Origin of the sequence: Allobosea sp. CCNWLY174 (genome assembly GCF_037120455.1) — a bacterium.
GTDB classification, from domain to species: domain Bacteria; phylum Pseudomonadota; class Alphaproteobacteria; order Rhizobiales; family Beijerinckiaceae; genus Allobosea; species Allobosea lupini.
This window is the reverse complement of record NZ_JBBBBQ010000005.1, coordinates 145681-158510: the sequence shown is the minus strand read 5'-3', so window position 1 is coordinate 158510 and position 12830 is coordinate 145681. Positions and strand designations below refer to the sequence as shown.

The following is a 12830-nucleotide window of genomic DNA, read 5'->3' as shown; positions in this document are numbered from 1 at the left end:
ACGGGGGCTGCCCATGACTGAGGATGCCCGCGTTTCCGGCGAGGATTCCGTCGGCGGCCGCGCCTCCGCCAGCCTGTCCGACCTGGCCTATCGCCGCCTCGAGGAGGCGATCGTGACGCTGTCGCTGCGGCCGGGCGCAGTGCTGACCGAGGCGCAGATGATCGATCTCGTCGGCGTCGGCCGCACGCCGGTCCGCGAGGCGTTGATCCGGCTGGCGCAGCAGGGGCTGGTCGAGATTTTGCCGCGCAAGGGCGTCGCCGTCACCGCCATCGACGCGATCGATGTGATGGCCGCGCTCGATGCCCGCGAAGCGCTGGAGCGCCTGATCGCGGCCGAGGCGGCTAGGCGCGCCGGCCCGTCCGAGCGCAGTGCCATCCTGGCCAAGGCCCGGGCGATGCGCGAGGCGGCGCAGGCCGACGACGTCAACGCCTATATGCGCCTCGACAAGGAACTCGATACGCTGGTCGCGTCGGCGGCTCGCAGCCCTTATGCCAGCCGGGCCGTCGAGCCGCTGCAGGCGCTGATCCGCCGAGCCTGGTATTTCTTCGACCGGCAGATCGATCTGGTGCCGGCCGCGCAGCATCATGTGATCCTTGCCCAGGCGCTGGTCGCAGGTCAGTCGGAGGCGGCCACCGAGGCGAGCGATGCGTTGATGGGACATCTGCGTGCCGGGCTGCTCGCCGCCCTGAGGCGCGAGTGAGCGTGTTCCGCCAACGTGATATATCTTAACCCTCCCGCAGAATCGCCGGGAATGTCGACAATTGATGCAACTGGCCTTTTACACCTGCGCGCTTAGATAAAAGGCGGTAACCTCGCGCAGAGTTGGGCGATGAACAGCATGGTCGATGCCGCCTTACGCGCCGCGCTCCCCGATGCGCAGGCCTTCCGCGAGGCGATGGCGCAGGTCCCGAGCGCTACTCATATCGTGACGACCCTCGGCGCTGCCGGCCGCTCGGGGCTGACGGCGACTGCGTTCAGCTCGGTTTCGGTTGCGCCGCCGACCGTTCTGGTCTGCATCGAGGCCGCCAGCCGGACGCTGGCGGCGATCGAGGAGAGCGGCATCTTCTGCGTCAACACGCTGGCGGCGGCCGATCATGAGCTCGCCACGGTGTTCTCGGGCCGGCGCGGCCTGACAGGCGAAGAGCGCTTCGCGATGGGCGAATGGGGCGAGCTTTCGACCGGGGCGCCCGTGCTGGCGAGCGCGCTCGCCAGCTTCGATTGCCGGGTGGCGGCGGTTCACCGCGTCACCACCCACCGCATCCTGATCGGACAGGTGGTCGCGCTCGGCGGCGGCGGCTCTGGCCCAGGCCTGGTCTACCGCCATCGCCGTTTCGGCGGCTTCTGAGGCAGGCCTCTCGGCTCAGCCATTGCCGCCCATGTATTCCCGTTCTTCCTCGTAGAGCACGAGGATGCGGTCGATGATCGCGTCGGTCGCGCCGCGATAGGTGGTCGGGTCGAACAGGTCGTCGAGTTCCTCGCCGGTGAGCCTGCCTGCCAATGTCGGATGCTCGGCCAGGACATCCCTGAGATGGCGGCCGCTGGCGATGCAGTCGCGGCTGGCCTCCTCCAGCAGATGATGGGCCTCGCCGCGGCCGATCGTCTGCGCCAATGCGAGCGAGACGCGTTCGGCCATGACGAGGCCGTTGGTGAGGTCGAGATTGTACTGCATCTGCTCCGGGAAGACCTGCAGCCCCTCGACCAGGGCGACGGCATGATTCAGCGCTCCGCCCGCGACCAGAAAGAGCTCGCGCAAGGTCGGCCATTCGGCATGCCAGCCGCCCATGGCGCGCTCATGCTCCTGCGGCATCGCCGCGAGCATGGTCGCGACCAATCCTGGCGCGCGCTTGGCCGCGGTCAGGATCAGGGTGCACAGGACCGGATTGCGCTTGTGCGGCATGGCGGAGGAGCCGCCTTTGCCCGGCGCCTCCGGCTCGGCCAGCTCGCCGATCTCGGTCTGCGCCATCAGGGCGATGTCCCCGGCCATCTTGCCGAGATGGCCCAGCAGCAGGCCGAGCTCGGTCGCGATCCGGGCCGGGCGCCGGCGCTGGGTGTGCCAGGGCACGCGCACGGCGCCGATCGAGGGCATGATGCGGGCGAAGGCTTCCGAGACCGCATCGGCCTTGTCGCCGAGCGAGGCGAGGCTGCCGGCGGCGCCGCCGAGCTGATGCGCCGACTCCCCCCAGATCATGAAATCGTCATGGAAGGAGACGATCGGGTCCAGCCAGTTGGCCGCCTTGAGCCCGAAGGAGATCGGGACCGCATGCTGGAGGAAGGTGCGGCCGATCATCGGCGTGCGGCGATGATCGCGAGCGAGGGCGGCAAGGGCATGGGCGAGGCGGGCCGAGCGGGCGAGGATCAGCTCCTGCGCGGCCCGGTACTGCTGGGCCTGGCCGGAATCGATCACGTCCTGGCTGGTCGCGCCGTAATGCACCCATTTCGCCGCGTCGGCATCGGCAGCGGCGACGCGGGCCGTCAGTGCCTTGACCAGCGGGATCGCCGGATTGCCGGCGAGCGTCGCGGCCTTGCCGATCTCGGCGATGTCGTAGAGTTCGGCCTTGCACTGCGGAGCGATCGCCTCGGCTGCGGCGGGCGGAATGACCCCGACCTCCGCTTCGGCCCGGGCGAGGGCCGCCTCGAAATCGAGCATGCCCTGCAGCGCGGCGCGATCGTCGAGGACGGCTGACATCTCGCGGTCGGCGAAGAGCTCGCCATAGAGGCCGGCCTCAGCCATGTCGGCGCGCGCCCTGGTGCGGAGCGGTCATTGCTACCCACATCCCAGCTTCGTCCTCTTGTGCGCGCCGGTCATTTCCGGCCATGGATTAAGGGAACTTGGATAGACCCGAGGCGGGGCCGGCTGCAACCTGCCGGCCATCCTGGGAACGGTGAGGAGCTCAGCCCATGGCGATGACGATGAACGGCGAGGCGACGCTGCCCGCGGCCAAGCAGGTGGTCTGGGAAAAGCTCAACGACGCCGAGGTGCTGAAGGCCTGCATCCCTGGCTGCGAACAGCTCAACAAGGATGACGACACGCATTTCTCGGCGGTGGTGAAGGTCAAGCTCGGCCCGGTGAAGGCGACCTTCAAGGGCAAGGTCGAATTGCAGGACCTCGACCCGCCGAACGGCTATCGCATCGTCGGCGAAGGCGAGGGCGGCATCGCCGGCTTCGCCAAGGGCGGCGCCAAGGTCATGCTGGAGGACGCCGAAGGCGGGCAGACCCTGCTGCGCTACGAGGTCGATGCCCAGGTCGGCGGCAAGCTGATGCAGCTCGGCTCGCGCCTGATCGATTCGGTCTCGAAGAAGCTGGCAGACGAGTTCTTCGCCAATTTCGCCAAGGCGGTCAGCGAGGGCTGACGATCACGAGGCCCGCCGGAGCGCTGCCAGCGCCTCGCTGACCGTCGCCTCGGCCGCGCCGACCTGGAGGGCGATGTCGGCCGCGGCGGCATTGGCGCGTTCCAGCGCCTTCTCGGTCGTGCCGAGGCTGTCGTTGACGCGGGTCGCGCTGCCGATCGCCTCGTCCGAACCGTGCGCGACCTCGGCGGCGTGCCGGGCGATGCCGCCGGTGACGCTGCTCTGCTGGGCGACCGCGTCCGAGATCGCCTCCGAATCCGACTTGATCTCGCCGATGGTCGCGCCGATCGAGGCGGCACGGACGCCGCAGGCTTCGGCGCTGGCCGAGAGTTCGGCGATCTGGGCGGCGATCTCCTGCGTCGCCGAGGCGGTCTGCGTCGCCAGCGACTTCACCTCGGCCGCCACCACGGCGAAGCCCCGGCCGGATTCGCCGGCGCGGGCCGCCTCGATGGTGGCGTTGAGGGCCAGGAGATTGGTCTGCGCGGCGATGTCGGCGATCATGCCGACAACGGTGCCGATGCTGCTGGTGACGTGGCGCAGCCGGGCGATCGCCTCGTCCATCGCCTCGGCATCGGCGACGGCGCGGTTGGCGATCTCGAGGCTCTGGCGGGCGCGCTGGCCGATCTCCGCGATGTTCGCCGACATTTCCTCGGTCGCGGCCGCGGTCTGCATCGCCTTCTCGCGGACGAGCAGCGATGTCTGGGTGACCGAACCGACCTGATCCTTGATGAAGCTGCTGGCCGCCGAGGTCTCGCCGGCGGTTTCGACGAAGAGATCGACTGCCTTGCTGATCGCGCCGTCGAGCTGGCCGATCCGCGAGGTCAGCGTCGCGGCGACCTCGTCGAGCGCGACGCCGCGGCGGCGGGCCTCCGCCGCCTCGAATTCGCGGTCGAGCGACATGGCGGTGTTGACGTCGTAGGTCAGCACCCGCTCGATGATGAAGAGGTCGTGCGGGATGTCGCGCCGCGAGAAGACGAGGCGCGTGCGGCTCTCCTGCAGGAAGATCCGGAACAGGGTGAAGGCGATCGAGGCGCGGGCACGGGCACCGACCTGGCCGTGCCGCTCGAGAATGGTGAGCCGCTCGAGCGAATCGCAATAGCGCTGGTCGAAGTCGCCGTCGAAGAGCAGGCGGAAGTGGTCGGCTTCGGCGGCGTAGAGCTCGGTGGCGGCCGGCTCGACCGCGAGCTTCAGCATCGGATGGATGGCGAAGGCGCGCGCGAAATCCTGCTCGACGACCTCGGTGATGACCCGCTCGACAATCGCGCGATAGCGGCGCAGGCGCTGCCGCTGGCGCTCGTCATAGCCGATCGCCTTGAGGCGACGCTGGACGTGTTCGAGGATCGAGGCCAACCGCGCCATCCATGAGCGCGACGATCGGAGATCGTCATTCCAGTCCACGAGGTTGCATGGGCGTGGTTAAGAATCGGCAAAGGGGATGACGCCGCGATGGTGCATCGCGAAGCGGCTGTTCAGGTGTCCTTCGTCAAAACCATGCAAAAACATCGCCAAAACAGCAGGCTTCCGGAATGGCGGTGCGCTTGACCGCGGAAAATCCCGGGTCCACATTGGTTTTTGAAGTTGTTCCAAGGAAATTCTCCGCCGGCCCGTGACGGGCCGGCGCATGGATCGTGCGGTCTTCGAGATGTCGTGGGCCGTTCAGAAAACAGGCTTTCGGAGGAGTGCCCCATGGCCAATCTGTCCATGACGGTGAACGGCAAAGCCGTCACCGCGACTGTCGATCCGCGCACCCTCCTGGTGCAGTTCCTCAGAGAAAATCTCCGGCTGACCGGAACGCATGTCGGCTGCGATACCAGCCAGTGCGGCGCTTGCGTCGTGCATCTCGACGGCAAGGCGGTGAAGGCCTGCACCACGCTGGCGCTGTCCTGCGAGGGCGCCTCGGTGACGACGATCGAGGGGCTGGCCAATGGCGGGGCGCTGCATCCGATGCAGGAGGCCTTCCGCGAGCATCACGGCCTGCAATGCGGCTTCTGCACGCCTGGGATGATCATGGCGGCGGTCGATATCGTGAACCGGCGCGGCAACCACCTCGACGAGAAGACGATCCGCGAAGATCTCGATGGCAATATCTGCCGCTGCACCGGCTACCACAACATCGTCAAGGCGATCGCCGCCGGCGCCGAGGCAATGGCGGGTGGCTCGACCAAGGACCGTGAGCCGCCGCGGCAGGCCGCCGAGTAAGCGCCGTCTCGGGCCGCGCCGTGATGCGGGCCTCGCCGATGTGATCCAGCCATAGTCGCTTCAACGCCCAATAAGAGGCGTCACGCCAGGAGGAATCCATGTCCGCTACCGGAATCGGCGCTTCTGTCCGCCGCAAGGAAGACCATCGCTTCATCACCGGCCAGGGTCGCTATACCGACGACATTAACCGGCCGGGCCAGGCTCACGCCTATTTCCTGCGCTCGCCGCATGCGCATGCCACGCTGAAAGCGATCGATACGAAAGCCGCCGCGGCGATGCCCGGCGTGCTCGGCATCTTCACCGGCGATGATCTGGCTGCCGACAAGGTCGGCGGGCTGATCTGCGGCTGGATGATCCACAACAAGGACGGCTCGCCGATGAGGGCAGGCCCGCATCCGGCGCTCGCCCAGGGCAAGGTCCGCTATGTCGGAGACCATGTCGCGGTGGTGGTGGCCGAGACGCTAGCGCAGGCGCGCGACGCGGCCGAGGCGATCATCGTCGATTACGGCGTGCTGCCGGCGGTGGTCGACACCGCGACCGCGGCGAAGTCCAAGACGCAGGTCCATGCCGAGGCGCCGGACAATACGGTGTTCAACTGGCATCTCGGCGACAAGGGCGCGACCGATGCCGCCTTCAAGGCGGCCAAGCACGTCACCAGGCTCGATATCGTCAACAACCGGCTAGTGCCGAACCCGATGGAGCCGCGCGCCGCGGTCGGGGATTACGACCAGGGCGAGGGCGCCTTCACCCTCTATACGACGAGCCAGAACCCGCATGTGGCGCGCCTCGTGCTCTCGGCCTTCATCGGCATCGCGCCGGAGAATAAGCTGCGCGTGATCGCCCCCGATGTCGGCGGCGGCTTCGGTTCGAAGATCTTCATCTATGCCGAGGAGACCGTCTGCGTCTGGGCGGCGAAGAAGGTCGGCCGTCCCGTGAAATGGACCTCGGACCGGACCGAAGCCTTCCTCTCCGACGCGCATGGCCGCGACCATGTCACCCATGCCGAGCTCGCCATGGACGGCGACGGGAAGATGCTGGGGATGCGGGTGCACACCACCGCCAATCTCGGCGCCTATCTCTCGACCTTCTCGTCCTCGGTGCCGACCTATCTCTACGCGCCGCTGCTGTCGGGCCAATACGACATCCCGGCGATCTATTGCGAGGTCGACGCGGTCTACACCAACACCGCTCCAGTCGATGCCTACAGGGGCGCCGGCCGGCCGGAAGCGACCTTCGTGGTCGAGCGGCTGGTCGAGGTCGCGGCGCGCCAGCTCGGCAAGGACCCGGCCAAGTTCCGCACGCAGAACTTCGTCAGGAAGTTCCCGCACCAGACGCCGGTGATCATGATGTACGACACCGGCAATTACAGCGCCTCGCTGAAGAAAGCGCTGGAGATCATCGACTACAAGGGCTTCGGCAAGCGCCGGCGCGATTCCGCCCGCAATGGCAAGCTGCGCGGCATCGGTTTCTCCGCTTATATCGAGGCTTGCGGCATCGCCCCGTCGGCTGCGGTCGGCTCGCTCGGGGCCGGCGTCGGCTTATGGGAATCGGCCGAGGTCCGGGTCAACCCGGTCGGCACGATCGAGGTCCTGACCGGCTCGCACAGCCACGGCCAGGGCCATGAGACGACCTTCGCCCAGCTCGTCTCCGATCGGCTCGGCGTGCCCTTGGAGAATGTCTCGATCGTCCATGGCGACACCGACAAGGTGCAGATGGGCATGGGCACCTATGGCTCGCGCTCCGGAGCGGTCGGCATGTCGGCCATCTTCAAGGCGATCGACAAGGTGATCGCCAAGGGCAAGAAGGTCGCGGCCTATGTGCTTGAGGCCGACGAGGCCGATATCGACTTCAAGGACGGCAACTTCACCGTCAAGGGCACCGACCGGAAACTCGATTTCGGTTCCTGCGCGCTGCAGGCCTATGTCGCGCACAAGTTCAACGGCCAGGACCTCGAACCGGGCCTGAAGGAGGGAGCGTTCTACGACCCGACCAACTTCACCTTCCCAGCCGGCGTCCATATCTGCGAGCTCGAGATCGACCCCGACACCGGCATCACCAGGATCGAGCGCTGGTCCGCGGTCGACGATTTCGGCAATGTCATCAATCCGATGATCGTCGAGGGCCAGGTCCATGGCGGCATCGCCCAGGGCGTCGGCCAGGCACTGCTCGAAGGCGCCCGCTACAACGCCGAAGGCCAGCTCGTGACCGCGAGCTTCATGGACTACTGCATGCCGCGCGCCGACGATCTGCCGTCCTTCGAGGTCGGCATGACCGTCACGCCATGCCCGTCGAATCCGCTGGGCATCAAGGGGTGCGGCGAGGCCGGCGCCATTGCCGCGCCGCCCGCGGTCATCAACGCCATCACCGACGCGCTCGGCCATGAGGACATCGCCATGCCGGCGACGCCGCAGGCCGTCTGGCGCGCCGCGCAGAAAACGCTCAGCCGCATGGCTGCCGAGTGATCTGAAAGGACGAGACCATGTACGCCTTCACCTATCACCGCCCGGCGACCGCGCGCCAGGCCGCCAGCCTCCTCGCCAAGAAGGAGGATGCCAAGCTGCTCGCTGGCGGCCACACTTTGCTGCCGACGATGAAGCAGCGCCTGGCCTCGCCCGGCGCGCTGGTCGATCTCTCCTCCTGCGCCGACCTCAAGGGCATCGCCCGCAAAGGCCGCAACCTCGTCATTGGCGCGATGACGACGCATGCCGAGGTCGCATCGTCTCCCGAGGTGCAGCAGGCGATTCCGGCGCTGGCCTATCTCGCCAGCCATATCGGCGATCCGCATGTGCGCCATCGCGGCACGATCGGCGGCTCGGTCGCCAACAACGATCCGGCGGCCGATTATCCGGCAGCGCTGCTGGCGCTCGGCGCGACGGTGGTGACCAACAAGCGCAAGCTGCCGGCGGAGGAGTTCTTCAGCGGCCTCTACGAGACGGCACTGGATGAGGGTGAGATCATCATCAAGGTCTCGTTCCCGGTCGCGTCCAAGGCAGGCTATGCCAAGTTCCGCAATCCGGCCTCGCGCTATGCGCTGGTCGGCGTCTTCGTCGCCAAGCGCGGCAGCGAGGTCGCTGTCGCTATCATCGGCGCCGGCGAAGGCGGCGTCTTCCGCTGGCCGGAGGCGGAAGCGGCGCTGAAAGCGCGCTTTGCGGTGAAATCGCTCGACGGGCTCAAGCACACCGCCAAGGGCATCAATGGCGATATCCATGCCGATGCCGAATATCGCGCCCATCTCATCGGCGTGATGGCGAAGCAGGCGGTGGCGCAGGCGACGGGGAAATAGGTGGCGCCGCCGGCCAGGTCGGGTGCGCTTCTGGGAGTTCCTGCTGACCGCGGTCATCGCCGAGCTCACGCCTGGGCCGAACATGGGCTATCTCGTTGCGCTCAGCCTGGCGCGCGGTCAGCGCGCGGGACTTGCCGCGGTTGCCGGTGTAGCGCTCGGTCTTGCGCTCCTCGGCTTGGCGGCGGCGTTCGGGTTCGCCTTCGTCAGCGCGCAGGCGCCGCTCGCTGCGCAGGCTCTGCGCTGGGCCGGCATCGCCTATCTGCTCTGGCTCGCCTATGACGCTTGGCGCGATCCGCCGCCCGGGGCGGGTGACGAACTCGGCCCGTCCTTTCGGCGCGGCCTCGTTACCAATCTCCTCAATCCCAAGGCGGCAATCTTCTATGTCGCGGTGATTCCGCTGTTCCTGCCGGTGCCGGCACCGCGCGACCAGCTCCTGCTGCTCACCGGTTGCTTCGTGGTGATCGCAACCGTGATCCACGTCGCACTCGTGCTCGGTGCCTCCGCCTCGCGCGCGCTGCTCTTCCATCCATCGCGCGAGCGTGCGATCCGTCGCGGCGCGGCAGTGGGAATGGCGCTTGTCGCGCTATGGTTCGCTTGGTCGACGCGCTGATCCCGTGTCCGGCCGTGTCGCTCGTCGAGATGAGTTTCTAGACTGGATGCCGATGTCCGCAAGCTGCTCTCTTCCGTCTTCCATCGACGCCACGCTGTCCCTGCTGCAGTCCCAGGGCTATGTCGCCGACCGGGCGCTGGCGACCGTGCTCTTCCTGGCGCTCAGGATGAAGCGGCCGCTGCTGCTCGAGGGGGAAGCCGGTACCGGCAAGACCGAGATCGCCAAGGTGCTGTCCGCCGCGCTCGGGCGCCGCTTGATCCGCCTGCAATGCTATGAGGGGCTCGACCTCGCCTCGGCCGTCTACGAATGGAACTATGCCGGCCAGATGATGGCGATCCGTCTCGCCGAGGCCGGCGGCGTCGCCGGCGACCGCGAACGGCTGGAGAACGACCTGTTCTCGGAACGCTATCTGGTCAAGCGCCCGCTGCTGCAGGCGCTGGAGCCGCAGGAGGGCGGCGCGCCGATCCTGCTGATCGACGAGCTCGACCGCACCGACGAGGCTTTCGAGGCCTTCCTGCTCGAAGTGCTGGCCGATGCGCAGGTGACGATCCCCGAGCTCGGCACGATCAAGGCAGCCGAGCCGCCGATCGTGATCCTGACCTCGAACCGCACCCGCGAGATCCATGACGCGCTGAAGCGCCGCTGCCTCTATCACTGGGTCGGCTATCCCGACGCCGCCCGCGAACTGGCGATCCTGAAGGCGAAGGCGCCTGGCGCTCCCGCCAAGCTCGCCAAGCAGGTCGTGTCCTTCGTGCAGGCGATCCGCAAGGAGGAATTGTTCAAGGCGCCGGGCGTCGCCGAGACGCTGGACTGGGCGAGCGCGCTGGTCGAGCTCGACGCGGTGGCGCTCGACCCGGCCATCGTCTCCGACACGCTCGGCGCGCTGCTGAAGTACCAGGACGACATCCAGGCGATGCAGGGCTCGAAGGTCGGCGAACTGCTCGACCAGGCCAAGCAGGCGGCGCGGGGATGAGCTTTCGCCGTCATTCTCGGGCGAAGCGAAGCGCAGACCCGAGAATCTCAGGCAAGATGAAACTGGTTTCCGAGGTGCTCGGGTCAAGCCCGAGCATGACGCGCTACGACGGGAGCAAGCGATGAACGACGACATCAAGGCGATCGAGGCCGCGACCTGGACCTATCTCGATGGGCTCTATGAGGGCGATGTCGACAAGCTCGCCTCGGTCTTTCATCCGACCAGCGCGCTCACCCAATCGCTCGACGGCGAGCTCAAGGTCGTGCCGCGCGCGCAGTGGTTCGAGGCGGTGCGCGGGCGCAAGTCGCCGAAGGAGACCGCGCTGGAGCGCGACGATCATATCCTCGCGATCGATCTGGTCGGGCCGTCCATGGCGCTGGTCAAGGTCAAGTGCCAGATGCCGCCGCGTTATTTCACCGACCTTCTGTCCTTCCTGAAGGTCGACGGCAAATGGGTCGTGGCGCAGAAGGTGTTCATGACCGAGACGGCGGCGTGAGCAGCTGTCCTGCCAGGAAGGGCGCGGGGAACCCCTCTCCCGAGTGGGAGAGGGGCAGGGGTGGGGGACCGCCGCCGATTACGAGGGCAAGACGGTTGCCGCCGCGCCTTCCGTGGAAAGGGCAGGCCCGCATCCGGCGCTCCGCGCCACCTTCTCCCATCCGGGAGAAGGAAGAGGGCGGCTCGTGCTTCATCGGCGATGCGAGACGTGGATGCTCGCCACAGGGGCGAGCATGACGGTGGAGAGATGACCGGCAAGCTGCCCGAGAACGTCGCCTATTTTGCCCGCGCTTTGCGCGGTGCCGGCCTGCGCGTCGGGCCGGGCGCCGTGGTCGAGGCAGTCGAGGCGCTGGCCGATGGCGCACTTGGGCAGCGCGACGACGTCTATTGGGCGCTGCATGCGATCTTCGTGAAGAAGCACGAGGATTCGGCGGTCTACGACCAGGCCTTCCGGCTATTCTGGCGCCGGCGCGGGCTGATCGAGAAATTGATGGCGCAGATGTCGCCGGTGACGCCGCGGGTCGACGGCGAGCCGCAGAAGCCGGAAGCCGGCGCCCTGCGCGTCGCCGAGGCCTTCACCCCGCCGCCTCGGGAGGAGGAGCCCCCGGTCGAACTGACCGAGCTCAGCGCCAGGCTCACTGTCTCCGAGCGCGAGACGCTGAAATCGCGCGACTTCGCCCAGATGAGCGCAGCCGAGATCGCCAGAGCGCGCCAGCTGATCGCCGAGCTGCGATTGCCCAACGATGCCGTGCCGACGCGGCGCTTCCAGCCCGCCCATGTCGGGGCGCGGATCGATCCGCGCCGCACCTTCCGGCGCTCGCTCAGGGGTGGCGGCGCCTCGATCGACCTGGCCTTCCGCGAGCGCGCCGAGGTCCATCCGCCTGTTGTCGCGCTCGTCGACATCTCCGGCTCGATGGCGGAATATTCGCGCATCTTCCTGCATTTCCTGCATGCCGTCACCGAGCAGCGCCGGCGCGTGCATTCCTTCGTCTTCGGCACGCGGCTGACCAATGTGACGCGCATGCTCCGCGCCCGCGACCCGGACGAGGCGCTGGCGCTCGCCGGCAAGGCGGCGCCGGACTGGGAGGGCGGCACGCGCATCGCCTCGGCGCTGCACGCCTTCAACAGGGTCTGGTCGCGCCGGGTGCTCGCGGGCGGGGCGGTGGTGCTGCTCTTCACCGACGGGCTGGAGCGGCATCTGGGACCCGATTTGCCCTTCGAGATGGACCGTCTGCACCGCTCCTGCCGGCAGCTGACCTGGCTCAACCCGCTGCTGCGCTACGACGCCTTCGAGGCGCGGGCCAGCGGCATCCGGGCAATGCTGCCGCATGTCGACCAGTTCCGGCCGATTCACAATCTCGCCGCGATGGCCGATCTCTGCGCCGCGCTGTCCTCCGACGCACGGCAGATCACAGATCCGCGCCAGTGGTTGAAGAAGGCAGGTTGAGGCATGATCTGTTTTGGAACCAGCCCTCATCCTGAGGAGCGATCGCAGCTCGCGTCTCGAAGGATGCTCCAGTCGCCTCCTGAAGCATCCTTCGAGACGCCGCTGGGCAGCTCCTCAGGATGAGGGCTGAGGGAGGCAATTCATGATCAGCACCGACACCGACATCCTCGCCACCGCCGAGGCCTGGGCCAAGGCCGGGCGCGGCGTCGCGCTCGCCACCGTGGTCGAGACCTGGGGCTCGGCCCCACGGCCGGTCGGCTCGCATCTCGTTATCGACGGCGAGGGCAATTTCCTCGGCTCGGTCTCCGGCGGCTGCGTCGAGGGCGCGGTCGTCGCCGAAGCGGGCGACGTCATTGCCGACGGCAGGCCGCGCACGCTCGAATTCGGCGTCGCCGACGAGACGGCCTGGCAGGTCGGCCTCTCCTGCGGTGGGCGGATCAAGGTCTATGTCGAGCCGGTCCGGGCTTAAGGGAAA

General features: G+C 67.7%; 13 protein-coding genes. 11 read left to right on the top strand and 2 right to left on the bottom strand.

Translation table 11 applies throughout. The features are described from left to right. Positions 1 to 13 precede the first annotated feature (13 nt). Together V7S63_RS16910 and V7S63_RS16905 are read left to right on the top strand one after the other, a co-directional pair. Complete coding sequence (locus tag V7S63_RS16910) at positions 14 to 700, top strand: GntR family transcriptional regulator (protein ID WP_336531047.1); 687 nt, start codon at positions 14 to 16, stop codon at positions 698 to 700. A gap of 129 nt (positions 701 to 829) precedes the next feature. Beyond that, on the top strand, positions 830 to 1345 hold the full coding sequence (locus V7S63_RS16905; protein ID WP_091841089.1) for a flavin reductase: 516 nt from the start codon (positions 830 to 832) through the stop codon (positions 1343 to 1345). A gap of 15 nt (positions 1346 to 1360) precedes the next feature. Here the strand turns inward: V7S63_RS16905 and pcaB are convergent, their stop codons facing one another. After that, a complete protein-coding gene (gene pcaB / locus V7S63_RS16900; RefSeq protein ID WP_336531046.1) occupies positions 1361 to 2731 on the bottom strand; it encodes a 3-carboxy-cis,cis-muconate cycloisomerase in 1371 nt (456 codons plus the stop codon). A gap of 167 nt (positions 2732 to 2898) precedes the next feature. On the opposite strand from pcaB, the gene V7S63_RS16895 reads away from it, so the two are divergent. After that, positions 2899 to 3351 (top strand): SRPBCC family protein, encoded by a 453-nt coding sequence (locus V7S63_RS16895; protein WP_091841093.1) that lies wholly within the window; start codon positions 2899 to 2901, stop codon positions 3349 to 3351. Between the two features lie 3 nt (positions 3352 to 3354). Here V7S63_RS16895 and V7S63_RS16890 read toward each other — a convergent pair whose 3' ends face one another. Beyond that, positions 3355 to 4698 carry a methyl-accepting chemotaxis protein gene (locus tag V7S63_RS16890; protein ID WP_336531045.1) on the bottom strand — a complete coding sequence of 448 codons (1344 nt, stop codon included), beginning with the start codon at positions 4696 to 4698 and terminating at the stop codon, positions 3355 to 3357. A gap of 336 nt (positions 4699 to 5034) precedes the next feature. Between V7S63_RS16890 and V7S63_RS16885 the strand changes: the two genes are divergently transcribed. From V7S63_RS16885 to V7S63_RS16850, 8 genes are all read left to right on the top strand, one after another. Further along, on the top strand, positions 5035 to 5547 hold the full coding sequence (locus V7S63_RS16885) for a (2Fe-2S)-binding protein (protein WP_091841098.1): 513 nt from the start codon (positions 5035 to 5037) through the stop codon (positions 5545 to 5547). Positions 5548 to 5645: 98 nt separating this feature from the next. Then, complete coding sequence (locus V7S63_RS16880) at positions 5646 to 8009, top strand: xanthine dehydrogenase family protein molybdopterin-binding subunit (protein WP_336531044.1); 2364 nt, start codon at positions 5646 to 5648, stop codon at positions 8007 to 8009. A gap of 17 nt (positions 8010 to 8026) precedes the next feature. Next, entirely contained in the window at positions 8027 to 8830 is an 804-nt protein-coding gene (locus V7S63_RS16875; protein WP_336531043.1) for an FAD binding domain-containing protein, read from the top strand. Between the two features lie 22 nt (positions 8831 to 8852). Next, positions 8853 to 9440: a LysE family translocator gene (locus tag V7S63_RS16870; protein ID WP_244543997.1), complete on the top strand. Its 588-nt coding sequence runs from the start codon at positions 8853 to 8855 to the stop codon at positions 9438 to 9440. A gap of 52 nt (positions 9441 to 9492) precedes the next feature. Continuing rightward, positions 9493 to 10413 (top strand): AAA family ATPase, encoded by a 921-nt coding sequence (locus tag V7S63_RS16865; RefSeq protein WP_336531042.1) that lies wholly within the window; start codon positions 9493 to 9495, stop codon positions 10411 to 10413. Between the two features lie 121 nt (positions 10414 to 10534). Then, entirely contained in the window at positions 10535 to 10909 is a 375-nt protein-coding gene (locus V7S63_RS16860) for a nuclear transport factor 2 family protein (protein ID WP_100964964.1), read from the top strand. 246 nt (positions 10910 to 11155) lie between these two features. Further along, a complete protein-coding gene (locus tag V7S63_RS16855) occupies positions 11156 to 12355 on the top strand; it encodes a vWA domain-containing protein (protein ID WP_336531173.1) in 1200 nt (399 codons plus the stop codon). A gap of 142 nt (positions 12356 to 12497) precedes the next feature. After that, positions 12498 to 12824 (top strand): XdhC family protein, encoded by a 327-nt coding sequence (locus V7S63_RS16850; RefSeq protein WP_336531041.1) that lies wholly within the window; start codon positions 12498 to 12500, stop codon positions 12822 to 12824. Positions 12825 to 12830 lie beyond the last annotated feature (6 nt).

Bases quoted from the DNA above. Each gene is read 5' to 3' on its own strand.
- V7S63_RS16910 (WP_336531047.1), top strand. From the start codon at position 14: ATGACTGAGGATGCCCGCGTTTCCGGCGAGGATTCCGTCGGCGGCCGC.
- V7S63_RS16905 (WP_091841089.1), top strand. From the start codon at position 830: ATGAACAGCATGGTCGATGCCGCCTTACGCGCCGCGCTCCCCGATGCG.
- pcaB (WP_336531046.1), bottom strand. From the start codon at position 2,731: ATGGCTGAGGCCGGCCTCTATGGCGAGCTCTTCGCCGACCGCGAGATG.
- V7S63_RS16895 (WP_091841093.1), top strand. From the start codon at position 2,899: ATGGCGATGACGATGAACGGCGAGGCGACGCTGCCCGCGGCCAAGCAG.
- V7S63_RS16885 (WP_091841098.1), top strand. From the start codon at position 5,035: ATGGCCAATCTGTCCATGACGGTGAACGGCAAAGCCGTCACCGCGACT.
- V7S63_RS16880 (WP_336531044.1), top strand. From the start codon at position 5,646: ATGTCCGCTACCGGAATCGGCGCTTCTGTCCGCCGCAAGGAAGACCAT.
- V7S63_RS16875 (WP_336531043.1), top strand. From the start codon at position 8,027: ATGTACGCCTTCACCTATCACCGCCCGGCGACCGCGCGCCAGGCCGCC.
- V7S63_RS16865 (WP_336531042.1), top strand. From the start codon at position 9,493: ATGTCCGCAAGCTGCTCTCTTCCGTCTTCCATCGACGCCACGCTGTCC.
- V7S63_RS16860 (WP_100964964.1), top strand. From the start codon at position 10,535: ATGAACGACGACATCAAGGCGATCGAGGCCGCGACCTGGACCTATCTC.
- V7S63_RS16855 (WP_336531173.1), top strand. From the start codon at position 11,156: ATGACCGGCAAGCTGCCCGAGAACGTCGCCTATTTTGCCCGCGCTTTG.
- V7S63_RS16850 (WP_336531041.1), top strand. From the start codon at position 12,498: ATGATCAGCACCGACACCGACATCCTCGCCACCGCCGAGGCCTGGGCC.